Origin of the sequence: Marinobacter profundi, from assembly GCF_002744715.1 — a bacterium.
GTDB classification, from domain to species: Bacteria; Pseudomonadota; Gammaproteobacteria; order Pseudomonadales; family Oleiphilaceae; genus Marinobacter; species Marinobacter profundi.
This window is the reverse complement of the sequence record NZ_KZ319367.1, coordinates 92,257-118,491: the sequence shown is the minus strand read 5'-3', so window position 1 is coordinate 118,491 and position 26,235 is coordinate 92,257. Positions and strand designations below refer to the sequence as shown.

Here is a 26,235-nt window from a genome sequence, read left to right as displayed (position 1 = left end):
CCGCCGATCAGACAACAACAAGGCTGACAGCCAATCGGGCACACAATAACCGCAGCTGAAACTGTAAAACACCTGATACCTAACTTTAGGGCAAAACATGAAACTTCAAGATTCCGTGATTGCAATTACCGGTGGCGGCCAGGGTCTCGGCCGTGCCATGGCTGAGTACCTCGCTGCAAAAGGCGCGAAGCTGGCACTGATTGACCTGATGCCGGAGAAACTTGAGGAAGCCGCAGCAGCCTGCAAGCAGGCGGGTGGCGATGCCAGGGCGTACGTGTGCAACGTGGCAAAAGAAGAAGACGTAGAGAAAACCTTCGCGGCAATTGTGGCGGACTTCGGCCAGCTGAACGGCCTGGTCAACAACGCCGGCATCCTCCGTGACGGCCTGATGGTTAAATCGAAAGACGGCGAGATCACCGGCCGCATGGAACTGGCCCAGTGGCAGGCAGTAATCGACGTCAACCTTACCGGCGTTTTCCTGTGTGGTCGCGAGGCGGCGACCCAGATGATCCGTAACGGCGACCAGGGCGCGATCATCAACATCGCTTCCATCTCCCGCGCCGGCAACATGGGCCAGAGCAACTACTCTGCCGCCAAGGCCGGGGTTTCCGCGCTGGTGCCGGTCTGGGCCAAGGAGCTTGCCCGCTACGGCATCCGCTGTGCCGGCATTGCCCCGGGCTTTATCGAGACCGAAATGACTGCGTCCATGAAGCCGGAGGCCCTCGAAAAAATGACCGCGGGCATTCCCCTCAAGCGGATGGGCAAGCCCCAGGAGATTGCCCACGCCGCGGCGTTTATCTTCGAGAATGATTACCTGTCCGGCCGGATGATCGAGGTCGACGGCGCCCTGCGTATCTGACCTGTCGCCGTCCCGGCGCGGTGCTTTCCGTGCCGGGATGATCGTCACCGGAGTAGACAGTCAGCCGGAGCAACGGCGCTTGCCCCCTGCTCCGGCTACCCAGTTAGCAGGAGCCCACCATGCAACCAGACCGGGACACAGCCACCGAACCCACCCGGGAACAGAAGATCTGGCAGGTGGTGCTGGCCATACCGGCCGGCATGGTTGCCAGTTACGGCCAGGTAGCCGCCATGGCAGGCCTCGGGCGACAGGCGCGGTTTGTCGGGCGCGCGCTCGGCAAGCTTCCCGCGGGGCATTCGGTGCCCTGGTTCCGGGTACTGCGCAGTACCGGACAGATTGCCTTCCCGCCCGACTCCCCGGCCTACGAGCGCCAGGTGGACCTGCTGCGCCAGGATGGGGTTGAGGTGGTCAATGGTCGGGTATCGATGAGCCGTTATCGCTGGACGCCTTGACCGGCGCCAGGCTATCCAGCCGGCTGCCATGCTTCAGCAGGTAAAGCGCCAGCAAAATGGCCGGCACGCCCATGATCGCCGACACCACAAAAAACTCGGCATAGCCGAATCCCGCCACCACCACCCCTGAAAAGCCGCCGATGAACTTGCCCGGCAGCGTCATCAAAGAGCTGAACAACGCATACTGGGTCGCGGTAAAGGACGCACTGGTCATGCTGGACAGCCAGGCAATCAACGCCACGTTGGCAACGCCCCCGCTCAGGTTGTCGGCACTGACCACTACTGCCAGGGTAACGATGTCGGGCGGCTGCTGGGCGATCAACACAAACAGCAGGTTGGTGGCCGCGGTCATGACGGCACCCAGCAGCAGAATCCGCCGGACTCCGTGGCGCATCACCAGTACCCCGCCAAGCACTGAGCCGGCAATGGTCATGAAGAACCCGAAGATTTTGGTGACATCCGCCACCTGGGTCTTGGAGAAGCCCATGAAATCCAGGTAGAAGGGATTGGCCATCACGCCCATGGAGATATCGGCAATCCGGTAGACCGCCACCAGCACCAGGATGGCGACCGAGAGTTCCTTGTAACGCTTGAAGAAATCCAGAAACGGGCCGGCAACGGCGGCGTAGAACCAGCCGGTCAGCTTTGCCAGTCGCGGCGGCAGATGGGTGCGTTTGGCGGCCTCCTGCTCCACCGCCCGGGCAATGTCTGCAGCTGCAGCGAAGTGATTGACCCGGGGTTCTTTCACCAGCAGCACGGTAACCACCCCGACCCCGACCAGCAGCGCCATGATTTCGTAGGACACCTGCCAGGACCAGAACTCGGCCAGGTAAAGTGCCCCAGCCCCCGCCACCAGCAGCGCCAGCCGGTATCCGAAGATGTAAGTGGCCGCCAGTGCCGCCTGCAATCGCTCCTCGGCAATTTCAATGCGATAGGCGTCGATGGCCACATCCTGGGTCGCAGACGAGAAGGCCACCAGCAGGCCACACAAGGCCATCATTTGCGGGGCGGCGGTGGCATCGACATGGGCCATCAGGTACAGCCCGCTGGCGATGCCGGCCTGAGCCAGCAACATCCAGCTGCGGCGCTTGCCCAGCAAGCGGTCCAGCAGTGGCAGCTTCAGCCGGTCCACCACCGGTGCCCAGAACACCTTGATGGAGTAAGTAATGCCAAGCCAGCTGAAAAAGCCGATGGTGGCGGTTTCCACGCCGACATCCGCCAGGCGGGCGTTGAGCGTGGAAAACACCAGCAGAAACGGCAGGCCTGCCGAGAAGCCGAGAAACAGCAGTGCAAGCACCTGCCAGCGGGTGTAGGTCCAGACGAATTCCCGGATCAGGCCGGGATTGGGACGTAACTGAATGATCGTGCTCCGGGCTCAGTCGCGGAAATTGTTGAACTGCAGCGGCAGGTCCAGCTCCGCCTCCCGCAGCAGCGCGATCGCCTCCTGCAGGTCGTCGCGCTTCTTGCCGGTCACCCGCACCTTGTCACCCTGGATGGCGGCCTGCACCTTCATTTTGGCGTCCTTGATCATCTTGACGATCTTCTTCGCCATATCCGTTTCAATACCCTGTTTGAGCTTGAGGTGCTGTTTGACCAGCTTGCCCGATTTGCTCTCGCCATCCTCGGTCAGTGCGCGACTGTCGATGTTGCGCTTGGCAAAGGTCATCCGCAGCATATCCATCAGCTGCTCCAGCTGGAACTCCTGTTCCGCGCTGATGGTGATGGTGCCGTCGGCAAGCTCGATGTCGGCTTCCACATTCTTGAAGTCCCAGCGGTTGCCAAGCTCACGCTTTGCCTGATCCACCGCGTTGGTGACTTCGTGCATGTCGATTTCAGAAACAATGTCAAAAGAGGGCATATCCAGGGCTCCGAAAATGCGGAGGCCGTCACACCAGGGGGATCCGGCCACTCATCAATCCGCATGTTTGCTCATTAACGCACAGTAGCCTGCCCGCGAATACCTATACTCGGGGTTCTGACGCCAGTTGCGACAAGTATGCACTGCGCGTTACTCAAGGTGCCAAAGCATACCAAGACCGACGCGGCACCGCATCTGACAATGGACTGGTGAGTAGTAGACGATGCCAAATCAGGACCTGCCCATACTGGTAGTGGATGACGCCAAATTCAGCAGCATGGTGGTCAGCCGCACGCTGCGTGCCGCCGGCTACAGCGATGTGCGAGTGGTCAATAATGCGCCTGCGGCCCTTGAACAGATGGAGCAACGGGCAGTCAGCGTGCTGATTGCTGACTGGCTGATGCCCGAAATGGACGGCCTGGAGCTGACGGACCGGGTCCGTCAGCAGGACGAGCTGACCAACCACTATACCTATGTCATTCTGCTGACCGCGCGGGAGAGTGTTGACGCCCTGGCGGAGGCCTTTGACCGCGGTGTCGATGATTTCATCTACAAGTCGGACATGAGCAAGCAACTGATCCCGCGGGTGTTTGCCGCCGACCGCACCGCGGAACGCCAGAACACCCTGCTGCGGACGAACTCCCTGCTGGTGCAGAACATCCGGGTACTGGAGAGCGCCAACATCATCGACCTGGAAACTGGCCTGTGCAACCAGCGCTACGCCCGCGAACACCTTGGCAAATCCCTGCGCCAGGCCGAGTCCCGCGGCGGTGCTTCAGCCTATGTAATGTGTGGCATCCGCAACTGGCAGGAGCTCCAGCGGAAACATCCGCCATCGGTGATGGCCGAACTGGCGGTCGGCATTGCCCGCCGCCTGAACCACCTGATCCGCCCCATGGACGTACTGTGCCGCGTCGGGGAAAACCAGTTTGCCATCGTCGCCTACTTCCCCAACAGCGAGCAGTGCTCCACCACCGCCTTCCGGCGAATCTTCGACGGCATCAATCACAAGGCCCTGAAAACCAGTGTCGGCTATGTCTCGGTGGAAGCCGGCATGGTGCTGTGCCGTTCCGACGCCCAGCATGGTACGCCCTCAGTATCCGATGCAGAGCGGGCTGCGCTGAAAGGCCTGATGGACGCCTACGAAACACGACGCTTCACCGAAGTGGTTCCCGATGTTATGGCAGAAGCGTGAACAAGGCGCACAGAGTTTGATCAACAAACGGTAACAACGTGACACACATCACGAACAGACTTTGAAGAACGGCAGTCGTATTCTTTAACCGTGGATTCAAGCAGTATCCCCCATGGCGGAGGAGCCGTGTTGTACCTCCGCCGCCAAATGGGGAAATGATCCACCGGATTAACGAATTTTTCAGGCACTTTCGTTCTTTCCTTATTTTGAGCCAGCTATCCAGCTGGCTTTTTTGTTTTCTGCAAGCAGACAAGCGGGCAGACCGGACAGTGCCGCAGTGCCATAGCGCACCGTGCCCAACCGGCACAGGGTTTGGGTATACTGGGGATCAACAAGAACTCCAGACGCACCAGCACCCATGAATGATCTCGGAACCGCTTCCGTTGCCGCCCTTCGCCAGTATGTCCGTGCCGCTACCACCGCCGGCATCGACATTGCCCCGCTGTTCCGCGCAAGCGGGCTCGATACTGCCATCCTGGAAAGTGACGAGGGCCGTATCGAAGGTGACCGCTTTCAGCACTTTATCCGCCTGCTCTGCGAACAGACCGACAACCCGCTGCTGGGCCTTGAAACCGGGGATTTCGTCCAGCCCGGTTCCTGGAGCGTGCTCGGCTACATCACCATGAGTTGCGCCACCCTGGGCGAGGCTGTCGCACGCATCGCACCGTTCGAAAAACTGGTCGGTGATATGGGAACCACCCGGATGTCACTCTCCGGCGACCACATCCGCCTGGTCTGGCATTGCAACTACACCGACCCGCAAGTGCGCCCGCAAATGGTGGACAACGTCTTCGCGTCCTGGATCACCTACGCCCGCTGGCTGGCGGACGATCCACTCACCTCACCCACCGAGGTACAGCTGCAACGACAGTCCCCTGGTGAGTCACGGCTGCAGGACTATGCCAGACGGTGGGGCTGCCCGGTGATTTTCGGATCCACCGAAGACGCCATTCTGCTCCACCGGGCACTCCTGGACACGCCCCTGCGCCAGCCCGACCCGCTGCTGCGCAAAACCCTCGAAGCCCACGCCCTGAACCAATTGGCCTCCCTGGACAGCGGCAGCAAGCTGGCATCCAGGGTCAGGCACAGCATCCGTCAGCAACTGCTCCAGGGCATTACCCGGCAGGACATGGTGGCGGAGCACCTCGGCATGACCAGCCGGACGCTGCAGCGCAAACTCGGTCAGGAAGGCGTGTCTTACCAGAAACTTCTGGACGAAGTGCGGCAGAAAATGGCGGAGGACTATCTTGGCAACAGCGAACTCGCCATTCCGGATATTGCACTGCGGCTGGGATACAGTGAAACCACGTCGTTTCACCGAAAATTCAAGGCGGTTACCGGGCAGACACCCGGAGAATTTCGTCAAGCCAGAACAAATCCAAAGGCCTGAACGGCCAAGGCCGGTGCAGGAAACCTGCACCGGCCTTGGTTCGGCATAAAGCCCAGGTCTTAGAGCTTTCGGCCTTTACCAGCAGCAATCCGCAACCGCAGGGCGTTCAGCTTGATAAAGCCTTCCGCATCCTTCTGGTTGTAGGCGCCCTGGTCTTCCTCAAAGGTGGCAATCTTCTCATCGAACAGGGAGTCGTCAGACTTACGGCCAACCACATCCACGTTACCCTTGTAGAGCTTCAGGCGAACCGTTCCATTGACGTAGGTCTGGGTCTGGTCGATCAGTGCCTGCAGCGCCTCACGCTCCGGCGACCACCAGTAGCCGTTGTAGATGACCTCGGCGTAGCGCGGCATCAGGCTGTCCTTCAGGTGGGCCACTTCGCGGTCCAGGGTGATGGACTCGATGGCGCGGTGGGCACGCAGCATGATGGTTCCGCCCGGGGTTTCGTAGCAACCGCGGGACTTCATACCCACGTAACGGTTCTCGACGATGTCGAGACGGCCAACACCGTTCTCACCCGCCAGCTTGTTGAGGGTTTCCAGCACCTCGTGGGGCTTCAATTCCTGGCCGTCAACAGCAACGATGTCGCCCTTGCGGTAGGTCAGCTCAACGTAGGTTGGCTGATCCGGAGCCGCTTCCGGAGACACGCTCCAGCGCCACATATCTTCCTCGGCCTCGGCCCAGGGGTCTTCCAGGTTGATGCCTTCATAGGAGATGTGCAGCAGGTTGGCATCCATGGAGTAAGGGGACTTGCCCTTCTTCATCTCTACCGGGATATTGCGCTCTTCGCAGTACTTCAGCAGCTTCTCGCGGGAGTTCAGATCCCACTCGCGCCAGGGCGCAATCACCTTGACACCCGGCTTGAGCGCGTAAGCACCCAGCTCGAAACGGACCTGGTCGTTACCCTTGCCGGTCGCACCGTGGGAGATGGCGTCGGCACCGGTCTCATTGGCGATTTCCACCAGACGCTTGGCAATCAGCGGACGGGCAATGGAGGTACCCAGCAGGTACTCGCCTTCGTAAATGGTGTTTGCACGGAACATCGGGAAGACGTAATCGCGCACAAACTCCTCGCGCAGGTCCTCGATGTAGATTTCCTTGACGCCCAGCGCTTCCGCCTTGGCGCGGGCCGGCTCCACTTCCTCACCCTGACCGATGTCGGCAGTGAAAGTCACTACCTCACAGTTGTAGGTATCCTGCAACCAGCGAACGATTACCGAGGTATCCAGGCCACCGGAATAGGCCAGCACCACCTTTTTGATCTCAGACATGCCCTTGCTCCAGACTGAACAGAATGGATGTAACGAAAATAAGCCGCACATTGTACGGGAGCGCAGGCTTAATGGCTATTGGCGGAAAGCAGGCCTCGCACCCTGCCCGCTCAGACGTAGGGAATCAGGGATTCGCCGTAGAGATGAAGCTCTTCCAGGACATGCTGTTTTTCCGGCGGCAGCTCCGGGTCCTGGGCCAGCCGCTGGAGCAGCTTGAAGTAGGCTTCCAGGGAACGCCAGCCTTTCTTCGGGTGCATCAGCCGCTGCTGGCGGAACTGCTCCCACTGTTCCTGCTCCTCGGAAATCAGGGTTTCCGGATAGTTGCGGGCGCGGTAGCGGAACAGCATTTCCTCGAGTCGAGGATCGTCGAAGCGCAGGGTCTGCTCGCCAAGGCTGTCCACCGGTTGGGTCAGCAGCCAGTCCAGTTTTTCCCGGTCGGTCTTGCTGATAAAGCCGCCGGCATAGAGCTGCTCGTCGGGATCGGTGAGATCGCCTTCAAAGGCGTGGTCAAAGGCCTGGGCGATGCGGGCCGGCAGGTCCGGAACCTGACGCAGCATGGTGAGGTGCGCCCGCAATTTTTCGCCGTCCAGCTCCAGCTCTTCCAGACGCTCCGCTGACAGACTCTTGAGCATGGTGGCCGGCGCCAGCACCGGACACTTGTTGAGCTGGACGCCTTTCAGGGGAAATCGGCTGACGCCCTCACCCAGCTCTGCCTGGGAGGTGAACACCCGCTCGCGGATCTGCTCCGGCGTTGCCTGCAGCAGCTCGCTCGGGTCTTCCCGCAAATCGTAGACAATCACCAGGTTCTTGTTGGTGGGATGCTCCGCCACCGGCGCCACCATGGCGCAACAGCCCCGGCTGGCCGGGTACTTGGCCGAAATATGGAACACCGGCTTCATGGTGGTGGTATCCAGCATGGCGCGGGCGGAGTGTTTGTCCTTGTTCTGCAGCACAAAGTCGAACAGCCGGGGCTGCTTCTGCCGGATCAGCCTGGCCACGGCAATAGTGGCCTGCACGTCCGACATGGCATCGTGGGCACTTTCGTGGCTGATACCATTGGCCGCGGTCAGCTCCTCCAGCCGGAAGCTGGGGCTGCCATCGTCCTTGCGCGGCCAGTTGATACCCTCCGGGCGCAAGGCATAGGTCAGCCGCACCATATCGATGATGTCCCAGCGGGAATTGCCGTTCTGCCATTCCCGGGCATAGGGGTCACGGAGATTGCGGTACAGGGTGTGACGGGTGACTTCGTCGTCAAAGCGCAAGCTGTTATAGCCCACCACACAGGTCCCGGGCTGACTGAAGGCCTCATTGATGCGGGCGATGAATTCCGCCTCGGGATAGCCATCTTCCAGTGCTTTCTGGGGGGTTATGCCGGTAATCAGGCAGGCCTCGGGGGACGGCAGGTAATCGTCGGCCGGCTTGCAGTAGATGACCAGCGGATCCTCGATAATATTGAGGTCGGCATCGGTGCGCACCCCGGCAAACTGGGACGGGCGGTCGTGGACCGGGTCTACACCGAAGGTTTCGTAGTCATGCCAGTAGAAAGAGCGGATCACTGCCTGCAGCTCCTGCGCCGGTGATTGTTGATCAGGTTGCGGCGCAGTCTAGCAGAAACCCGGCCCGGAGCTGAACGTGCCGGACCGGGCGCAACGAAGCCACCGGCTAGAAAATGTTCGTGCCCTGCTCGATGTAACTGGTCTGTTCCCGGGGAATCCCGGTCTGCAGTGTTTGCAGGTCAATCGTCATGCTGGTGGGAAGATTGACAGATACGCCACGACCGACGTTGATCAGCCGGCTGCCGTCGAGATCCTGCCACTCTACCCCCTCCCGCTGGAACGACAGAAAGAAGTCATCGGTAAAACCCACCGTGCCATCACCGTTGTCGGTGCCCACCTCCAGGCTCTGCAGCGCGGTCAGTGGCGAACACTGGGTACCGCTGGCGCAATCCGTCGCGGTATCGGCCAGACCGATATGGGTTGCCCGATTGGCGGTGGCCTGGGTCAGGCCGTCAAACAGGGTGGCGTCCTGCGGCGTGCCGTTGGCATCGAGGATCTTCAGGCCGATAGTGCCACTGAAGCTGTTCATATCCGCAGACACCGTGCCCCGCGCCTGGCCAAAACCAAAGCGGAACCCGGCAAGTTCACCGTCAACTTCGGCAAGCTCCAGATAGGGATCTGCGCCCCAGAACGGCACCACTTCCCCCACGGCGTAGGTCTTGCCATCAATCTGGGTGCGGCTGGCATCGGTGGAAACGTGGCCCAGGGCGAGATTATCAATGGCAATATCGGCGCCAGCGGCGTCGCCACCCAGGGTTACGGAATCTGCGCTGACCTTCAGTTCGGAATCCATGTTGAAGGTCACACGGGTAAATTCGTGGGGCACACCCACGAGCTTTTCAACTGACATCAATGCCTGCCCCTGCACCCGGCTCATCTCCGCATCGGAGATCGGCTTGAGCTCGGCCTGGCAAACGGGCACCCAAAGGGCTGCCACAGCCAGGCAAACCGGTGTCAGGACAGCGTATTGTCTCGCTTCCTGCTTCATGTCGTCGTGTCTCTGAAACGTGTTTCACCCTGCCGTTTATGGTTTTGGCGACCCATGCTCCGGGGCTTTCAGTCAGGGTGGTGGCATTGCCACCTGCACACTATAAACAAGGTCAGGGGCCCATTTGAGTGAGCCAGGTCACAGCAGCAGATCAAGAAACGGATTGTCTGACGAAATGTTGTCCGGAGGAGACTTCGGGGCAGGAAAACTCCGGAGTCGGATCCGACTCCGGAGGCGGCTCAAGGCCGGGCTAGATCAATCAGTCAAAGGTCCGCGGGCGCAGCACGTCCGGCTTCAGAAACGGCTTGCTGCCGGTATTATCGTGGTCACCCAACAGTTTACCGTTCACTTCGGTGCCGTAGGTGGTGTGCTTGTGGAAGTTCAGGAACTTCTCACGGGTTTCCTTTACATCACCGGTGTAGCGCGGGTCCTGCGGGCGCTCCTGGGAGTTCACGAAGTAGGCCACGTTCCAGGCTTCCTGGTCGCTCAGCGAGCCCGGCTTGCCCAGCGGCATGTTGTTCTTGATGAACGAGGCCGCGGTGAAGATCCGGGTCATACCGGCACCCCAGTTGTAGGAGTTGTCCCCCCACAGGGCGGGAAACACCACCTGGCCATCCTTCTTCTGACCCTGACCGTCGGCACCGTGGCAGATGGCGCAGTTGTCCTGGTACACCTTCTCCCCCTGCTCGTAGCTCAGCTCCGGCAGCTTGTTACCCAGGCTGTTGAAGCCGCGCCCGGCAATGTTCTTCTCATAAACCGGGGCGTCCTTGGCCAGCCACTGGTGATAGGCCAGCATGGCCAGCATGTCGTCACTGCCATAGGCGGGCGGTGTGCCGTTCATCGAGAAGGAGAAGCAACCGGCGATCCGCTCTTCCAGCGAATTGACGTGGCCGTTCTTGCCGCGGAAGTCCGGCAGGGTGGTCGCAGCCGGCCAGATCGGGCCCGACCAGTTCTTGCGCCCTTCCCCCATGTGGCAGGACTTGCAGTTCATGTCATTGAACACGTACTCACCACGGTACTGCTGGGTGTTCATGAACATGTCTCGGCCCTTGAGGATGACTTTCTTGAGCTCGGGATGAATGCTTTCATCCGCCATCAGGTCATCAACCGTGGGGGCATTGTGAACGTACTGGCCTTCTTTCGGTTCCGGGAGGTTTACCGGCACCACCGGGTCGGCCGCCTGAACCGCTGCAGCCAGCGGCAATACGGCGATAAACGGGAGAACGCGAGCGAAATTCATGTTACTTGCCTCCCTTGGCAGCGGATGCCGGCTGGGCGCCCAGCCACGCCGCTACGGCAGTGATTTGCTGATCGGTCAGCCGCTCGGCGACGGCAACCATGAGATTGTTGGGATCGTTGCTGCGGCTACCTGCCTGCCAGGCTCGAAGCTGGCTGGCAATGTAATTGGGATGCTGACCGGCAATACCCGGGAAGACATCTCCCATGCCACCGTTATCCGGACCATGGCAGGACGAGCAAGGCGGAATGTAATTGTCCCAGTCGCCCTGCAGCGCGAGTTTCTCGCCCTGGGCCATCAGCGCATCATCGGCCGCAGGCGCCTTGGTGGCGGGCACCGGCATGGCCGCGTAATAGGCGGCAATATCCTGCAACTGCTGATCGGAAAAGTTATCAACGTTCGGCTGCATGATAGGGCTGGTGCGGGAACCGCTGTTGTAATCGCGCATCTGCTTGGCGAGATAGTTCTCGTCCAGGCCCGCCAGCCTGGGGAAACCACCGGCGTTATTGCCGCCACCGTCCTGGCCGTGGCAGGCCATGCAAGGGGCGCCGCTGCCATCACCCTGCATCACCAGTTGCTTGCCCTGCTCGGGGTTACCCTGCGCGAGGGCGGATGCGCTGACCAACAATGCACCGACCAGAGACAGGTACCTGACTGGCCCGTTCATAGACGTTCTCCTGAATTATTTTTGAGTTGTACTTATGCCTGGCATCGATTAGCTAATGACCGGCAGGAATAAGGATATTATCAAATGTCAAAAAGGAATGAACGCGCTCTACGACTTTTTGCGTAGTTCCCGCTTCAAGTGTAGATCAACCCGACCGATCCTGACCCGGGACGGGGCGAAATACGAGACGCTCCGCTCATCCGCCGATGAGTGCGTCCAACGCGGCGTGATAGCGTCGCTGCAGCCGGCTCAGCCGCCAGTCATCCGGCGAACTCTGACAGGGCGGCTTATGCAGCATCGATATAAGCAGATCCGCCGCTGCACCTGCCTCAGCCTGGGGATCATCCGGAACGCTGGCATACAGCTGACCGGCCGGCACATACTCCGGATATGCCAGCCGGCGGGGGGCCAGCGCCAGGCAGCCGGACGCCATCGCCTCCAGCATGGCTAGGCCCTGGAATTCATGCACGGCGGTGGAGACCACCACATCTGCCGCAGCCAGCAAGCGGTCATAATCGGCACGGCTGGCCAGGTAGCCCCAGTTCAGCAACCGGCTCTGGTAACGCTGATGGATCGTCCTGAAAGCCGCCGGCTGGCTGCGAAACTGCTCACCCACCACGCTGAGGCGAAAATCCTGGCCGGCATCGGCAAGGGCATCCAGCAGCGCCAGCAGCCGCTCCGGGCCCTTGTCGTATTCCCAGCGATGGTTCCACAACAGGTGCGGCACCGCCGGCACGCCGGATTGTCGGCGCGCAACGAACAGGCGGTCCTCAATCGGCACCGGAATAACCGACGAACGGTCGCGGATCCGCTCGATGATTCCGCACGGTACGCCATCGGGCAGTCTGCGCAGGAAGGCGCCGGCCTGTTGCAGAAAACTGTCCCGGTTCCAGGCACTGTTGAACACCACCTGGTCGGCAGCCAGCGCGCTGTAGAGGTTGACCACCTTGGGGTCGGCGCTGGCATGCTGCTGGTCGGAGTCCGGATAGGCAAACTGGTTCTCATGCATGTACAAGAGCGCCGGAGTGGCCGCCAGATGGCGGTGAAAACCGCGGATGGACACCAGGTCCACCATCGAGGTGACGACCAGGGCGTCCCAGCGCTGTTGCAGCAGCGGCTCGTCCAGCCAGCTCAGGGCATTGCCACGGATCCGCCAGCGAAAATACCGCGGCGCCAGGGTGAGCACCTGCCAGTCGAACTCCGGCTGGGTCGCCACCAGTTGTTCCCGCCAGCGGCGGTGGCTACCGGCGTCGTAGGCGGATAACAGGAGGATGCGGGGTCGGATGGTGGCAGGCATGGCGCCATTCTGCCACAAACCGGACAATCCCGGGTTACCGGCGCATGATTGTCATACTAGTGCCACTCCGTCGTTGGGCTGAACTGCGGCAGGGCGAGGCTGTGATCCTCGGCCACGTCGATCACCACATCGGCACGCCGGGGCATTTCTGCGAGGCAGGTGCGGGTGATCCGTTCGTAATGCATGATGAAGCGGACGATCTGCGCGTCCGTCATAATGCGCGAATGCCGGGCGCCGGCAACGGCCCCATCGCCCTGGTTTGGTGCATTGCGCAGCCGCTCCGCCAGCTTGTGCTCCTGCAGGGTGCGCCATTCCAGCACACACGCCATGGACGGTGCCCTCAGCATGATCAGCCAGTCCAGCTGGCCAAAGAACCACTGGTAATCGTCCTGCAACTGCTGGTTGACATACCGGCGCCAGTGGCCGTCGGCATCCTCGACACGCTCCAGCTCGTTGACCGGCTGCGCCAGCGCCTCGTCCTGTTCTTCCGGCGCCGCCCCCAGGCACCAGCCCTCCACCAGGATCACCTCCGCCCTGCCCCGGAAGTCGTCCCAGTCCTGCTCCGGCGCCCGGTCGTCACGGGATTTATCAAAGGCGGGAATGGGGGTCAGGATGTGGGGGCCGGCTTCTTTCAGGCGATCGATGGTCTGCTGCCCCAACACAAGATCGTGGGTGCCCGGCACGCCACGGGTGATCAGCAGCGGGTGGACCTTGTCCGCCAGGGTCTCCCGTTCCTCCCGGGTGAGGTAGATATCGTCCAGCGAGAAACTCGCCGTCGCCAGGCCGTAGTAATCGGCCAGCAGATGTTTGAGAAATTCCGTCAGGGTCGACTTGCCAGTGCCCTGGGCGCCATGGATACCGATAATCACGGTGCGGCCGAGGCGCTGATGAAGATCACGGATGCCCTCGGCAAGGGGGAGAATGGTCTGTTTGACGGTGTCGGCGTATGCATCAGGGAGAGATTCCCGGGTGATCAGGGCCTGGACGAGCATAGTCAGATCGTGGGCGGACACGGTTAGTACTTCCTTTGGCTACTGGCGGAATGGTTTGCAGGTTCTGTACCAGTTGGCAGTATAGGTGGCCGGTTTGCAGTTTGTCCGCGCCGGCGTTTTTCTGGGACACTGTGTGCTGAACCTTGCCGTGCCCTGAACAGGCCCCGGGACTGGCCGGGCGCGGCCGGCGCCCCGCAACCCCCGGGACGCTTACCCTATAACCTTTGGTACAGACTGGTATGAGCAGCAACAGTTTCCGCGTTGAACACCGCTACCTGGACCTTCCGGACAGCTTTTACAGCCGGGTGCAGCCCTCACCGTTGAAAGGCGCCCGCATGGTGTGTTTTAACCATGAGCTGGCCCGGGAGATGGGCTTTCATGCGGATCATCCGGAGGAGTGGACCGGCGTGGGTGCCGGCACCGAATTGCTGGAAGGTATGGATCCGGTGGCCATGAAGTACACCGGCCACCAGTTCGGCATGTACAACCCGGACCTCGGCGATGGCCGTGGCCTGCTATTGTGGGAAACCCTCGGGCCGGACGGACGGCGCTGGGACTGGCACCTCAAGGGTGCCGGGATGACGCCCTACTCCCGCTTCGGTGACGGCCGGGCAGTGCTGCGCTCGACCATTCGTGAGTATCTCTGCAGTGAGGCGATGCACGCCCTGGGGATCCCCACCACCCGGGCGCTGTTCATGGTAAGCGCCAAAGACCCGGTGCGACGGGAGTCGATCGAGACCGCGGCGGCGCTGGTGCGGGTGGCGGGCAGCCATATCCGCTTCGGCCACTTCGAGTTTGCCGCCCACCACGAAGGGGAAGCCGCGCTGCGCACCCTGATCGAGCATGTCATTGCCCTGCACTTCCCGCACCTGATCGGGCTGCCGCAGGACGAGCGCTACCTGCGCTGGTTCGAGGAAGTGGTGGAACGTACCGCCCGGCTGATTGCCGACTGGCAGGCGGTCGGTTTCTGCCACGGGGTGATGAACAGCGACAACATGTCGATCATCGGGGACACCTTCGACTACGGCCCCTATGCCTTCCTTGACGATTTTGATGCCGGCTATATCTGCAACCACACCGACCAGGGCGGGCGCTATGCCTACAACCGCCAGCCACAGATCGGCTTCACCAACTGCCAGTACCTGGCCCATGCCCTGTTACCGGTGATGACCGAAGATGATGTCCGCCAGGCCCTGCAGCGATATGAAAAAGCCTACAACAGTCACTTCCTGCAAAAGATGCGGGACAAGCTGGGGCTGGCCCTGGAGGATAGCGGCGATCTTGGCCTGGTCATGGACACCTTCAGCATGCTCCACGAACACCACGTGGATTACACCCGCTTCTTCCGCGGCCTCTCCGGCCTGACCAGCAAGGGGACCGCGCCGGTGCGGGACCTGTTTGTGGACCGCAGCGTGGCGGATGAGTGGCTGGAACGCTACCGCAACCGGCTGAAACTGGAAACCCGCGCCGATGACGAGCGGGAATGGGCCATGCGCAAGGTGAACCCCAAGTACATCCTCCGCAACTACCTGGCCCAGCAGGTGATTGTGGAAGCACAGAACGGCGACTACGAGCCGATGAAGGAATTACTTAAGGTATTGCAGAAGCCGTTCGACGAACAGCCCGACTACGAGAAATACGCCGACCTGCCGCCGGACTGGGGCAAGCACCTGAACATCAGTTGCTCTTCTTGAGAAACCGGAGGATAGGAGTGGATTACGACGGGGACAGACCGAAGGTCAGTCCCCAAGAGGCAAAACCGGCAGGGGGACTGACCTCGGGTCTGTCCCCTGAGAGCCACAGGCAGGGGGGTCTGACCTCGGGTCTGTCCCCCTGCCGCAGAAGCTTTAAACCGCCTTGGCGGCAATAATCTTCTCGTGCCACTCGGCCGGCCCGGTCTGGTGTACGGAGGAACCTTTGGAGTCCACCGCAACCGTCACCGGCATGTCTTCCACCTCAAACTCGTAAATGGCTTCCATTCCCAGCTCAGGGAAGGCAACCACTTCGGCGTGCTTGATAGCCTTGGACACCAGGTAGGCAGAACCACCCACCGCCATCAGGTAGACCGCACCGAACTCCTTGATGGCGTCGATGGCAACCTGGCCGCGCTCGGCCTTGCCGATCATGCCGGTCAGGCCGGTCTTCTCCAGCATGGTACGGGTAAACTTGTCCATCCGGGTGGCCGTGGTGGGGCCCGCCGGGCCAACCACTTCTTCGCGGACCGGATCCACCGGACCCACGTAATAAATGAAACGACCCTTCAGGTCCACCGGCAGCTCTTCACCGGCTTCGATCATGTCCACCATCTTCTTGTGGGCAGCGTCACGGCCAGTCAGCATCTTGCCAGACAGCAGTACGGTTTCGCCCGGCTGCCAGTCCTTGACGTCTTCCGGCGTTACGGTGTCCAGGTTGACGCGACGAACGCTCTCGCCCACTTCCCAAGTGATTTCCGGCCAGTCTTCCAGGCTCGGCGGGGTCTGCAGGGACGGACCGGTGCCATCCAGCACAAAGTGCGCGTGGCGGGTAGCGGCACAGTTCGGGATGATGGCCACCGGCTTGTTGGCGGCGTGGGTCGGATAATCCTTGACCTTCACATCCAGCACGGTGGTCAGGCCACCCAGGCCCTGGGCACCGATGCCCAACTCGTTCACCTTCTCGAACAGCTCAAGACGCAGTTCTTCAGCGCGGTTGGAGGCACCGCGGGCCTGCAGGTCGTGAATGTCGATAGGCTCCAGCAGAGCTTCCTTGGCCAGCTCCATCGCCTTCTCGGCGGTACCACCGATACCGATACCCAGCATACCGGGCGGACACCAGCCGGCGCCCATCTGCGGCACCATCTTCAGCACCCAGTCCACCACGGAATCGGACGGGTTCAGCATGGCGAACTTGGACTTGGCCTCGGAACCACCGCCCTTGGCTGCCACATGGACTTCCACGGTGTCACCGGGGACCATCTTGTAGTGGATGATGGCCGGGGTGTTGTCCTTGGTGTTCTGGCGCTTGCCGTCCGGATCGGCCAGCACGGAGGCGCGCAGCACGTTGTCCGGATGGGTATAGGCGCGCCGGACGCCCTCATTGATCACGTCGTCCAGGGGCATGTCGCATTCCCACTGCACGTTCATACCGATGTTCACAAAAACCGTAACGATGCCGGTGTCCTGACAGATCGGGCGGTGGCCCTGGGCACACATCCGCGAGTTGATCAGGATCTGCGCCATGGCATCCTTCGCCGCCTGGGACTCTTCCTTCTGGTAGGCCTCGTACACGGCCTGGATGAAGTCTTTCGGGTGGTAATAAGAGATGAACTGCAGCGCGTCCGCTACGCTCTCAATCAGGTCGTCCTGGCGGATTACGGTGGTCATAGGCGTCTCATCAGGTGTTGGTTGAACGATGAAATTCTCGGGAGGCGAGAGTTTACCAGAAAATCCCGCCGGCGAGGGATGCGACGGAAGGCGAAGGATGACACGGAAGTGCTGCGCGGTTCGGACAGAAAATCAGGTGAAAAGCGTGAAAAAACCGTGCAAAAGCGGGTAAGATCCTGACAATTCAGCCCAAAGACTCATTACAACGACAGCACACCGAACCCAGGAGTCCCCGTGACCGAACACATTCTGACCGAGAAAAATAATCAGGTACTGGTGGTCCGCATTCATCGCCCCGACCGCAAGAACGCCCTCACCCACGCCATGTACACCGCCCTGGGTGATGCCATCGAAGCCGGCCACGAAGACAAGGACGTCCGTTGCATCCTGTTTACCGGCAGTGCTGACTGCTTTACCGCCGGCAACGACCTGGGGGACTTTGCCAAGGGCCTGCCCGGCGAGTTCACCGAAACCCCGGTGGGCCGCTTCCTGTTCCTGCTGGCATCGGCCAGCAAGCCAATCGTGGCCGCCGTTAACGGGCCAGCCGTGGGCATCGGCACCACCATGCTGCTGCACTGTGACCTGGTCTTTGCCGGCAGCAACACCCGCTTCCAGATGCCCTTTGCCAACCTCGGCCTGTGCCCGGAAGGTGGCTCCAGCCTGCTGCTGCCATCCTGGCTGGGGCGGGTACGGGCGGCCGAGCTGCTGATGCTGGGTGACGCCTTCAGCGCCGACGATGCCGCCCGTCTCGGCCTGATCAACCGCATCTGCGAGCCTGCCGCCACCGAGGCGACCGCCCTGGAAGCCTGCCAGCGCCTGGCCGCCCAGGCCCCGGCTGCCATCCGCGCCACCAAGGCACTGCTTAACCGGCCGAACATTGAGCAACTCAAGGAAACCATGCTTGCCGAAGGCCAGCTGTTTGCAGAGCGCCTGAAGTCCCCGGAAGCCGCCGAAGCCTTTACCGCCTTCATGCAAAAACGGAAGCCGGACTACTCCCGTTTCGACTGATTGCCACCGCCTTCCCTCCCCGGCGGCCCGCCCCACTGGCCGGCCGCCAACACGCCGCTCCAGCCACTCGACAAACCCCCACCTGCCATCTATTTTTCAAGAAGACCGGCCTGGGGGTGCATTTGCCCTCAGAATCACACTTTAGAGCGATCAACAGTATCCGTTGTCTTTCGATATAGTCAGAATTACGAAATTGGCTCAGAGCGCTGACCCGAACTCACTCAACCGTGATTTGAAAACTTCGAGACAATCCGGCTGCTGACACAGGGCTTACCGGACCACCCGGCCCCGTCAGCACCGATAATAACGACACAACAACAGGAAAAGGTTCCACCCATGTTCAAGAAAACTCTAATAAGTCTTGCCGTGGCATCTTCCCTTGGCCTCACTGGCTGCTTTGATAGCGCTGATAGCGGGGGGAATGCGAATCCGGATTACCTGATTACCGATACCACCATCGACAACACACTTGTCAGACCTATTTTTGATCCGGTTCTGACATCTCCGACATTTAGCGTACCGGCAAACTTTGACCTGGTTCTTCTCCTGGGTGCGGGCCAAAGCACTAATTATGACTTTACGGGCTTCTCCAACGGGACTGACCCGGGCTCAGTGGCAGTAAGCGATCTCGAAGGCTACTCAACCTCCGGCCAGATCGACATCCGCTTCAACGGCTCGGTTGATCCGGCGACCGTTATCGCCAATCAGACGGTGCACCTCGTTCCGATTAATATGAAGCCGGTGTCTGCAAGTACTCCGGACATCGAGCTGACGGCAAACCCTGCGTACATCGATGCAGCCAATCCGTTCAACATTGAAAAGTATGCCACCCAGAATTTCCGCACCGAGGTTGTGTCACTTGACGGCGGCTCGGACAACGTAATTCGTATTACCCCTCTGGAGCCGCTGGCAGATCAGACCAAATACCTTGTCCTGGTGACTGACGGGGTGAAGGGTGCTGACGGGCGTCCGACTGCCCAGTCGGTGCCCTACAGCCAGATTTCCGGCGACGACCCTCTGGGTAACGCTGGCTTCCAGTCAATTCGTGACGTACTGAATGCTGCCGTTAATCTGTCCAATGGCTGGCTCGCCGCAAACGGCATTGATGCGGGCGTTACACTTGCCTACACCATGACAACGTCTAATACCAAAACGGTATTTAATGCGGTTACCGCTCCGGGCACTTATCTCGGGACGCTTGGCCAACAGGTCGTACTGTACTCGGCACTGCAGGTTGTCAGAGACAATCTGCCCGCGACGGCAACCGCTTCCACTGTGTTTGCAGCACTGGCCGATGCGTTGAGCGCGAGCCCGACAAACGTTGAATTGGCACAGAAGGTGGGTGCCGCAGTTGCTCCTTACATCCAGGATGCAACGCTGGGCCAGCAGGTTGTTGGATCAATCGTGCCCAACCTGCCGTTCCCCAAGCCCCGGACTACTGCAGTCTATGATTCAACAATCAAGTCTGCTGCGACCTTGCCCGCAATTGCTGCCTCCGGCAACGCAGCCCTGATTGGTGCAGCGCAGCTGGTAAACGTGTCCGAGGGCGCTATCGAGCTTCCGTACTACCAGGAACTCCCCGGCACTGATGGTACGCCGCTGGTCAGCGGCATGTGGCGAGGCGATACTCAGTTGGAAGCGGGTCTGAATGCGACTATTGATGCGTTCAAAGCGACTTATCCGACACTGTCCAACTTCAGCTTCCCCCGTGACAACGACGGCACCTTCAACCTCACGCAATACATGCCATTCCCTGAGGAGAATGCCAAAGTAGCGGTGCCGGTGACAATTTACTACCCGAATGTTGCTGCAGTGTCTGCTGCGACGGGAGGAACTTTGAATTGCAGTTCCACTGCTGGAACCGGCATCACCGATGTCGTCATCTTCCAACACGGCATTACAGTGGACCGCAGTGTGGCCACAATTCCCGCAATTAACCTGACCGCTCAATCCATTGCGCAAGGCAAATGCATCGCGACCATTGCAATCGACCAGCCGCTGCACGGTCTGGGCGGTGCGACCGTCGGTACCATACCCGGCCTTACCCCCGCTGACATGTACATCGATCCTGCCGATTTCCCGAACGCAGACTACGTTGGCGAGCGGCATTTCTATTACAGCACGCCCGCAGGGGCATTCAGCCCACAAGAAGAGGCTGCAATCACTGATGTCCGCTCTGGCAGCCTGTTCATTAACCTTGGCAGCATGCAAACCACCCGGGATAACCTCCGCCAAGGTGTCATGGACTTGCTCAACCTGTCTGCCACGATTGCCAACGGTGCTCTCGACATTGACGGAACTTTGGGCGATTTCGGACAAGCACAGCTCCAGAACAAGAACATCCATTTTGTCGGACACTCTCTGGGCGGTATAACCGGCGCAGCTTTCGCTTCGCTGCTTGAGAACCCGGTTCTGCGTGGCACAAATACGGCGACAAGCACGCTCTTCTATCCTGAACTGACTTCCATCTCACTGATGAACACCGGCAGCCAGCTCACCAAGCTGGTAGAAAATTCGCCGTCACTTGCACCACAAGTGCTTGGCGGCCTCGCCGCAGCCGGCGTAGATCAGGGCACCTCCACTCTTGAGGCATATCTGTACGTTCTGCAGTCCACAATCGACAACGTCGACCCCGTAAACTACGGCAAGAACCTGGGTGCGTTCGCAACCGCAAATGGCACAGGCCTGCTGATGTCTGAGGTACTGGGTGATCTGACCGTGCCCAATGAAGCCAACGTTGCACCGCTCGGCGCGGCTCTTTCCGCCCCGCTGGCCGGTACCGAGCCGCTGATGGCACTGATTGACCTCGGCGCCGGCGGCGGTCTCCTTGCTGATGGCAACGGAACCAGCATTATCTCGGCATCATCTCCCTTGCCCGTAGGCGCCCCGGCAAATGCAGCCTCGCTCTTCTTCGGGGATAACCCGTGCATCAATGCGAACCACGGCACCTTTGTGGCACCGGCTACACCTGCAACCGAACAGTGTTCTGAGGGTTCCAACACGTCCGCAGCGTTTGCAGAGATGATGGGAGAAGTCATTGGCAATGTTACCCAACAAGCCATTCCAGTCACCAATTCCGCAGTCTTGGGTGACAGCTTGACCATTGACTTTGCACTGGATCAAAACTGATAGTGCGGTAACAGAATCAAAAACCCCGGCCAAGCCGGGGTTTTTGTTATTCAGAGGCAAAAAACCAGTCAATCGTCGCTATCCCACCTCCCTGGCGACTCCACTCTCACACCCCCATCTTCCCAAACTTGATCGGATGCCCGATCTGCCTCTGGCAGGTGCCATCCCCCCGGTCCACCTCGATCACCATTTCCCTGGCTTTCAGCTGGGGATGCTCAGCAGCCTCGGCGATGGTGAGTACCGGCTCCACGCAGGCGTCCTTGTCGGCGAAGATGTCCTGCCATTCCTGCAGGGTTTTCTGGCCAATGGCAGCTTGCAGCGCGGTTTTCAGCTGGTGCTGGTGTTCGGGGTTCTGGCTGAGGGCGTAGCTTTTCATGTCCGGCAGGCCAAGGGTGTCGCAGAGCCGGGCGGAGAACTGGGGCTCCAGGCTGCCGACGGAGAGCCAGCGGCCATCACTGGTCTGGTAGTAATCGTAGAAGCTGCCGCCGTTGAGCAGGGTGCTCTCGGGCGCCTGTTCCTGGCCACCGGCCAGGCAGGCGGCGCCGGCCATGCCGTTGAGGGCGAAGGCGGCATCGGTCATGCTGATGTCGACGAACTGTCCTTCGCCGGTGTGCTGGCGCTGGATGACGGCGGCGAGAATGCCCATGACCGCATGGTGGGAGCCACCGGCCACATCCGCAATCTGAATGCCCATGGGGGGCGGGCCGCTGTCTTCGCGGCCGCAGTGGCTGGAGACGCCGGCGATGGAGAGGTAATTGATGTCGTGGCCGGCGCGATCCCTGTAGGGCCCGGTCTGGCCGTAACCGGTGATGGCGCAGTAGATCAGCCGGGGATTGATGACCTTGAGGGTGTCGTAGCCGATGCCAAGGCGATCCATCACCCCCGGACGGAATTGCTCGATGACGATGTCGTAGTCTTGGACCAGCGCCTTGACCTTGTCCGCCGCACCCTCCTGCTTGAGGTTCAGTTGCAGGGTATCCTTGCCGCGGGTCAGGTAGGAGAAGGCCGTACTGAACTTGCCATCGAGCGGGGGCATCACCTTGGTGAGGTCGACCCTGTCAGGCGCTTCGATTCTGAGCACCTCAGCCCCCATATCCGCCAGCAACATGGTGGCATAGGGCCCTGGCAGCAGGGTGCTGAAATCAAGAACTTTCAAATGGCTCAGTGGGCCGGGCATGGGTTTCTCCTTGTTGTGGTGAATACTCCATGCTGCCGTGTTTTTCCTTCCGGGCCAACTACCGGTTACCCCAATCCTATTGACCATTTCTTCCAGCCATTCACCGGGTTAAGCGGTTGCATTGTGGCCGGGGGGTTTTATGATGGGCTTCGCTCTCGCTACACGGAATGACCATGTCTGATCTGACGGTTTCAAGACACTTCGTACTGGCTGCCCTCGCCGGGGCTGAGCGTGCCGGGCTCGACACCCACGACATGCTGCGCCGTGCCGGGATTTCCCCGGAGCTGCTGAAGTTTGAAAAGGCACGGGTCAACAGCCGGCAGTACAGCAAGCTGATGCAAACCCTGTGGTCCGACATGGCCGACGAATTTATGGGCATGGGGCCGCGCCGCTGCCACACCGGCACCTTTGCCACCATGTGCGCGCTGGTGATTGACTGCCCCACCCTGGAAACGGTCTATCAGCAGGCCTGGCAATTTTCACGGTTGTTCGAGCCCACAGTCTGCATGCGCCTGGAAGACGACGGCGACCGGGCCCGGCTGGTGATGGTGATCGAGGGCGACGTCTACGACCCCATGCACTTTCTGCAGGAAAGCATCCTGGTGATCTGGCACCGGCTGGGCAGCTGGCTGATCGGTCAGCCGGTAGAACTGGAGCTGGCGGAATTCAATTACCCCCGACCGCCCCATGGCGACGAGTATCGCCATATTTTCCATTGCCCGCTGGAGTTCAATGCCAGGGAAACTGCCCTGACCTTCGACCGGCGCTTTCTGACGGCCCCGGTTATCCGCGATAAACCGGAGATGCGGCGGTTTCTCAAAACCTCGCCGGCAGACCTGCTGTCACGGCCGGACGAGAGCAACACCTATACGGGCCGCATCCGCGCACTGATCGGGCGGGATTTCAGTAAACCGCTGCCGGATTTTGAATGGATTGCCGCAGAACTGCACACCAGCCCGCAAACCTTGCGGCGCCGGTTAAAGCAGGAAAACACATCGTTCCAGGAGATCAAGGATCTGCTGCGGCGGGACATGGCGATCTATTTTCTGGGCCGGCCGGAAATTGCCATCAACGATATCGCCCACCGGGTGGGTTTTACCGAGCCCTCGACCTTCCACCGGGCCTTCAAGAAGTGGACCGGCGTGACCCCGGGGGCCTACCGGGACGGGGAGCGGGGGCAGCCCTGACGGCTCGCCCCTTCAGTTACCGCCTGCGGCTCAGCGGGGTGCCTGCATGGTGCGGATCAGCTCACCCAGGGTAGCGGCAATTTCGCTGGCCCGATTGCCGTCCAGGGACAGGCGGAACAGCCGTGAGCCATCCCGGGGGTCGTAGACCCAGCACGCGTTGTTGGCCTCTTCACAGTCCCACTTCACCATCGGGTTTACCCCGAAAACCGGCATCCCCTCGGTGGCAATCACCATCCGGCCCTGGCTGTCACGCTCCGCTTCCCGGATCCGCAACTCGTTGCCCTGCACCGTCACCTTGAAACTGTGATCCGCCGGGGTGTCCAGCCGGACAATGCGCTGATCCTGCCGCCAGGCGGCCGCTTCCAGCAGGTTGTTGAGGTGGCTGGTGAGGGCTTCGGTGTCGGTGCGGGCGCCGTAGCGTCTGCGCAGCTGGGCGGTATTGCCCCGCCCGGCCGGCTCAATGACCGCCACCGGCGCTTTTTCTGCCGTGGTCGTGGTTTGCTGGGAACGCTGGGATTTTTCGATTTCGGTGATCAACAGCAGGGATTCCCGGTAGAACCGGCTGTCCGAGCCCGCCATCGAGACATAATTCTCGAGGGCCGCACGGGCCTCGTTGTGGTGCCCGGCATTGGCCATTACCCGGCCACGGTAGTAGTAATACTCGGCCGGCTTCTCCACCTGCAAGCCCTGCAGCCGGTTAAGGAACTCGCCAGCTTCTCCCCAGCGCTCGTCCCCCACCGCCTTTTCGGTGGCCAGCATCAGCCGGGTCACTTCGTGCTCCGGTGCCAGGGCGTGAGCCTGCCCTCCCAGCAGGGCGGCAGCCATTGCCAGGCCCAGAACCCACCCTCGTCCAGAACCAATCTTTGTCAAAGACATACTGCTTCTCCTGCCCGTTGCCGGTTATTTGTCCGTGGAATCATTAGCGGTTTCCTGTTCCGCAGGCTCTTGTTCGCCCAACAGCGCCCGCTCGGCGCGGGTGTCGTCAATCTCGCAGCCACTCTCGCCAATCCCTTCGCCAGGCCCTTGGTCAATCTCGTCGTCAAGCGGGTCTGCATCCACTTCCGCCTGGTCCATGATGGCCTTGGGCAATTCCTTCTTCACCCGAACCCCCAGCTCGACAAAACGATTGGCCTGGGAGATCAGGTTGCCCCGCCCGCGGGTCAGGGTATTCATCGCCGTGTCGTAGGTGCCCTGTACCGTGTGCAGCTGGCTGCCCATTTTCTCCATCGCCTCGACGAACACCCGCAGCTTGTCGTAAACCGCACCGGCGCGTTCGGCGATGCGCCGGGCATTCTGGCTCTGGCGTTCATAGCGCCAGATGTTTTCGATGGTACGCAGGGTCGCCAGCAGAGTGGTTGGCGTTACCACAATAATCTTTCGCTCAAAGGCTTCCGCGAACAGGTTCTCGTCCTGCTGGAACGCAGCCACGAAAGCCGGCTCGATGGGCATGAACAGCAGCACGAAATCCGGCGAATGCAGCCCGTTCAACTGGCTGTAATCCTTTTCGCTCAGGCTGCGGATATGAGCCCGGACGGCCTCGACATGGGCCTTGAGGGCCTCGGCCCGCAACGGCTCGTCTTCTTCCGTCATCCACTGCTGATAGGCCACCAGGGAAACCTTGGAGTCAACCACCAGGTTGCGCTGGTCCGGCAGGTGCACAATCACGTCCGGGCGCAACAACTGGTTGTCGGCATCCCGGTAGCTGCCCTGGGTCTCATACTCAATACCTTTACGCAGGCCCGACCGTTCCAGCACCCGCTCGAGGATCAGCTCGCCCCAGTTGCCCTGGATTTTTTTGTCCCCCTTCAGGGCCCGGGTGAGATTGGCCGCCTCCTCAGTAATCTGGCGATTCAGCTCCTGCAGCGACTTGATTTCGCTGCGCAAGGCCTGGCGATCACGGGTTTCCGTGGTATAGACGTCTTCCACCCGCTTGCGAAAGTCCTGCAACTGGTCCCGAAACGGATTGAGCAGGGTATCCAGGCTGGTTCGGGTCTGCTGGCTGAAACGCTCGCTCTTCTGCTCGAATATCCGGTTGGCCAGGTTCTCGAATTCCTGTTTCAGGGCATCGCGGTTCCGCTCTAGCAGCTCGAGTTTTTCCGTGGTGGCCTTGCGCTCCTTCTCCAGGGTAACTTCCTGCCCCCGCAGGGCCAGGCGCGCCTCGTGAAGCTGTTGACGCCATTGTTCAATATCCGCCTCAAGCACACCATTGCGATTCCGTAATTCTTCCAGCCTTGCCGCCAGCTGGTCCGCCTGTTGTTGCCGCAAACGGGCGGCATGCTCCTGCTCCAGCAACTCACGGCGTAGCTGGTCCCGTTCCTCCATCATCGCCCGCAACTGCCTGTCGAGCGCTGTCGCCGTGCCGCGGCCACGCATCAACATGACCGCCAACACCAGGCTGACCACGGCAAGGGTGGCCAAAACACCCAGCGCTAACGGCGGGTTACTTACTGCATTGAGGGCGAACTCCGGCACCGGGGACCTCTGGATCTGGTTAAAAAACCGCCGCACTGGCGAAACTAAACAAGCTGCTAACAGTCTAACTGATTCGTGGAACCTTTTTCTGCCGGGGACGTGTTGTAAACAACAGGCAACGGGAGACGCGGGTCACCC

General features: G+C 60.7%; 21 protein-coding genes. 8 read left to right on the top strand and 13 right to left on the bottom strand.

What is annotated here, in order from left to right:
- Window positions 1-97 precede the first annotated feature (97 nt).
- Window positions 98-859: an SDR family oxidoreductase gene (locus tag CLH61_RS00505; protein WP_099612756.1), complete on the top strand. Its 762-nt coding sequence runs from the start codon at window positions 98-100 to the stop codon at window positions 857-859.
- A gap of 119 nt (window positions 860-978) precedes the next feature.
- A complete protein-coding gene (locus tag CLH61_RS00500) occupies window positions 979-1,311 on the top strand; it encodes an MGMT family protein (protein ID WP_099612755.1) in 333 nt (110 codons plus the stop codon).
- Here the strand turns inward: CLH61_RS00500 and CLH61_RS00495 are convergent.
- Entirely contained in the window at window positions 1,268-2,608 is a 1,341-nt protein-coding gene (locus CLH61_RS00495; RefSeq protein ID WP_211289041.1) for an AmpG family muropeptide MFS transporter, read from the bottom strand. The two genes, CLH61_RS00500 and CLH61_RS00495, sit on opposite strands and share 44 nt — an antisense overlap.
- A 78-nt stretch (window positions 2,609-2,686) precedes the next feature.
- Window positions 2,687-3,169, bottom strand: coding sequence for a YajQ family cyclic di-GMP-binding protein (locus tag CLH61_RS00490; protein ID WP_099613205.1), 483 nt, complete (start codon window positions 3,167-3,169; stop codon window positions 2,687-2,689).
- A gap of 223 nt (window positions 3,170-3,392) precedes the next feature.
- Between CLH61_RS00490 and CLH61_RS00485 the strand changes: the two genes are divergently transcribed.
- On the top strand, window positions 3,393-4,364 hold the full coding sequence (locus CLH61_RS00485) for a response regulator (protein ID WP_099612754.1): 972 nt from the start codon (window positions 3,393-3,395) through the stop codon (window positions 4,362-4,364).
- Window positions 4,365-4,722: 358 nt separating this feature from the next.
- Window positions 4,723-5,754, top strand: coding sequence for an AraC family transcriptional regulator (locus CLH61_RS00480; RefSeq protein WP_099612753.1), 1,032 nt, complete (start codon window positions 4,723-4,725; stop codon window positions 5,752-5,754).
- Between the two features lie 59 nt (window positions 5,755-5,813).
- Here the strand turns inward: CLH61_RS00480 and CLH61_RS00475 are convergent, their stop codons facing one another.
- The 7 genes from CLH61_RS00475 to CLH61_RS00445 all read right to left on the bottom strand — a co-directional run bounded on the left by CLH61_RS00475 (window position 5,814) and on the right by CLH61_RS00445 (window position 13,783).
- A complete protein-coding gene (locus CLH61_RS00475; protein ID WP_099612752.1) occupies window positions 5,814-7,025 on the bottom strand; it encodes an argininosuccinate synthase in 1,212 nt (403 codons plus the stop codon).
- 110 nt (window positions 7,026-7,135) lie between these two features.
- Window positions 7,136-8,581 carry an exodeoxyribonuclease I gene (gene sbcB, locus CLH61_RS00470; RefSeq protein ID WP_099612751.1) on the bottom strand — a complete coding sequence of 482 codons (1,446 nt, stop codon included), beginning with the start codon at window positions 8,579-8,581 and terminating at the stop codon, window positions 7,136-7,138.
- 106 nt (window positions 8,582-8,687) lie between these two features.
- Entirely contained in the window at window positions 8,688-9,518 is an 831-nt protein-coding gene (locus tag CLH61_RS00465) for a hypothetical protein (protein WP_228152487.1), read from the bottom strand.
- Between the two features lie 310 nt (window positions 9,519-9,828).
- Window positions 9,829-10,809 (bottom strand): c-type cytochrome, encoded by a 981-nt coding sequence (locus CLH61_RS00460; protein ID WP_099612749.1) that lies wholly within the window; start codon window positions 10,807-10,809, stop codon window positions 9,829-9,831.
- Window position 10,810: 1 nt separating this feature from the next.
- Complete coding sequence (locus CLH61_RS00455) at window positions 10,811-11,473, bottom strand: c-type cytochrome (RefSeq protein ID WP_099612748.1); 663 nt, start codon at window positions 11,471-11,473, stop codon at window positions 10,811-10,813.
- Between the two features lie 196 nt (window positions 11,474-11,669).
- On the bottom strand, window positions 11,670-12,770 hold the full coding sequence (locus tag CLH61_RS00450) for a tRNA-queuosine alpha-mannosyltransferase domain-containing protein (RefSeq protein ID WP_211289040.1): 1,101 nt from the start codon (window positions 12,768-12,770) through the stop codon (window positions 11,670-11,672).
- A 56-nt stretch (window positions 12,771-12,826) separates the two neighbouring features.
- A complete protein-coding gene (locus CLH61_RS00445) occupies window positions 12,827-13,783 on the bottom strand; it encodes a hypothetical protein (RefSeq protein WP_228152486.1) in 957 nt (318 codons plus the stop codon).
- 218 nt (window positions 13,784-14,001) lie between these two features.
- On the opposite strand from CLH61_RS00445, the gene CLH61_RS00440 reads away from it, so the two are divergent.
- Window positions 14,002-15,456 (top strand): protein adenylyltransferase SelO, encoded by a 1,455-nt coding sequence (locus tag CLH61_RS00440; RefSeq protein ID WP_099612746.1) that lies wholly within the window; start codon window positions 14,002-14,004, stop codon window positions 15,454-15,456.
- 153 nt (window positions 15,457-15,609) lie between these two features.
- On the opposite strand, the gene CLH61_RS00435 is transcribed toward CLH61_RS00440, so the two are convergent.
- Entirely contained in the window at window positions 15,610-17,124 is a 1,515-nt protein-coding gene (locus CLH61_RS00435) for a fumarate hydratase (RefSeq protein ID WP_099612745.1), read from the bottom strand.
- A 234-nt stretch (window positions 17,125-17,358) separates the two neighbouring features.
- Here CLH61_RS00435 and CLH61_RS00430 point away from each other — a divergent pair, with 234 nt between their 5' ends.
- Window positions 17,359-18,132, top strand: coding sequence for an enoyl-CoA hydratase (locus CLH61_RS00430; protein WP_099612744.1), 774 nt, complete (start codon window positions 17,359-17,361; stop codon window positions 18,130-18,132).
- A gap of 336 nt (window positions 18,133-18,468) precedes the next feature.
- Window positions 18,469-21,261, top strand: coding sequence for an MECDP-synthase (locus tag CLH61_RS00425; protein ID WP_099612743.1), 2,793 nt, complete (start codon window positions 18,469-18,471; stop codon window positions 21,259-21,261).
- A gap of 106 nt (window positions 21,262-21,367) precedes the next feature.
- Here CLH61_RS00425 and CLH61_RS00420 read toward each other — a convergent pair whose 3' ends face one another.
- Window positions 21,368-22,438, bottom strand: a complete 1,071-nt coding sequence (locus CLH61_RS00420) for a CaiB/BaiF CoA transferase family protein (protein WP_099612742.1) — start codon at window positions 22,436-22,438, stop codon at window positions 21,368-21,370.
- 173 nt (window positions 22,439-22,611) lie between these two features.
- Here CLH61_RS00420 and CLH61_RS00415 point away from each other — a divergent pair, with 173 nt between their 5' ends.
- Window positions 22,612-23,625, top strand: coding sequence for an AraC family transcriptional regulator (locus CLH61_RS00415; RefSeq protein ID WP_099612741.1), 1,014 nt, complete (start codon window positions 22,612-22,614; stop codon window positions 23,623-23,625).
- Between the two features lie 30 nt (window positions 23,626-23,655).
- Here CLH61_RS00415 and CLH61_RS00410 read toward each other — a convergent pair whose 3' ends face one another.
- Window positions 23,656-24,501: a hypothetical protein gene (locus tag CLH61_RS00410; protein WP_099612740.1), complete on the bottom strand. Its 846-nt coding sequence runs from the start codon at window positions 24,499-24,501 to the stop codon at window positions 23,656-23,658.
- A 24-nt stretch (window positions 24,502-24,525) separates the two neighbouring features.
- Window positions 24,526-26,004, bottom strand: coding sequence for a DNA recombination protein RmuC (gene rmuC / locus CLH61_RS00405; protein ID WP_211289050.1), 1,479 nt, complete (start codon window positions 26,002-26,004; stop codon window positions 24,526-24,528).
- Window positions 26,005-26,235: the final 231 nt, after the last annotated feature.

What these genes read in the sequence shown, in the direction of transcription:
- CLH61_RS00505 (WP_099612756.1), top strand. Translation starts at nt 98, where the DNA reads ATGAAACTTCAAGATTCCGTGATTGCAATTACCGGTGGCGGCCAGGGT.
- CLH61_RS00500 (WP_099612755.1), top strand. Translation starts at nt 979, where the DNA reads ATGCAACCAGACCGGGACACAGCCACCGAACCCACCCGGGAACAGAAG.
- CLH61_RS00490 (WP_099613205.1), bottom strand. Translation starts at nt 3,169, where the DNA reads ATGCCCTCTTTTGACATTGTTTCTGAAATCGACATGCACGAAGTCACC.
- CLH61_RS00485 (WP_099612754.1), top strand. Translation starts at nt 3,393, where the DNA reads ATGCCAAATCAGGACCTGCCCATACTGGTAGTGGATGACGCCAAATTC.
- CLH61_RS00480 (WP_099612753.1), top strand. Translation starts at nt 4,723, where the DNA reads ATGAATGATCTCGGAACCGCTTCCGTTGCCGCCCTTCGCCAGTATGTC.
- CLH61_RS00475 (WP_099612752.1), bottom strand. Translation starts at nt 7,025, where the DNA reads ATGTCTGAGATCAAAAAGGTGGTGCTGGCCTATTCCGGTGGCCTGGAT.
- CLH61_RS00460 (WP_099612749.1), bottom strand. Translation starts at nt 10,809, where the DNA reads ATGAATTTCGCTCGCGTTCTCCCGTTTATCGCCGTATTGCCGCTGGCT.
- CLH61_RS00455 (WP_099612748.1), bottom strand. Translation starts at nt 11,473, where the DNA reads ATGAACGGGCCAGTCAGGTACCTGTCTCTGGTCGGTGCATTGTTGGTC.
- CLH61_RS00450 (WP_211289040.1), bottom strand. Translation starts at nt 12,770, where the DNA reads ATGCCTGCCACCATCCGACCCCGCATCCTCCTGTTATCCGCCTACGAC.
- CLH61_RS00440 (WP_099612746.1), top strand. Translation starts at nt 14,002, where the DNA reads ATGAGCAGCAACAGTTTCCGCGTTGAACACCGCTACCTGGACCTTCCG.
- CLH61_RS00435 (WP_099612745.1), bottom strand. Translation starts at nt 17,124, where the DNA reads ATGACCACCGTAATCCGCCAGGACGACCTGATTGAGAGCGTAGCGGAC.
- CLH61_RS00425 (WP_099612743.1), top strand. Translation starts at nt 18,469, where the DNA reads ATGTTCAAGAAAACTCTAATAAGTCTTGCCGTGGCATCTTCCCTTGGC.
- CLH61_RS00420 (WP_099612742.1), bottom strand. Translation starts at nt 22,438, where the DNA reads ATGCCCGGCCCACTGAGCCATTTGAAAGTTCTTGATTTCAGCACCCTG.
- CLH61_RS00415 (WP_099612741.1), top strand. Translation starts at nt 22,612, where the DNA reads ATGTCTGATCTGACGGTTTCAAGACACTTCGTACTGGCTGCCCTCGCC.
- CLH61_RS00410 (WP_099612740.1), bottom strand. Translation starts at nt 24,501, where the DNA reads ATGTCTTTGACAAAGATTGGTTCTGGACGAGGGTGGGTTCTGGGCCTG.
- rmuC (WP_211289050.1), bottom strand. Translation starts at nt 26,004, where the DNA reads ATGTTGATGCGTGGCCGCGGCACGGCGACAGCGCTCGACAGGCAGTTG.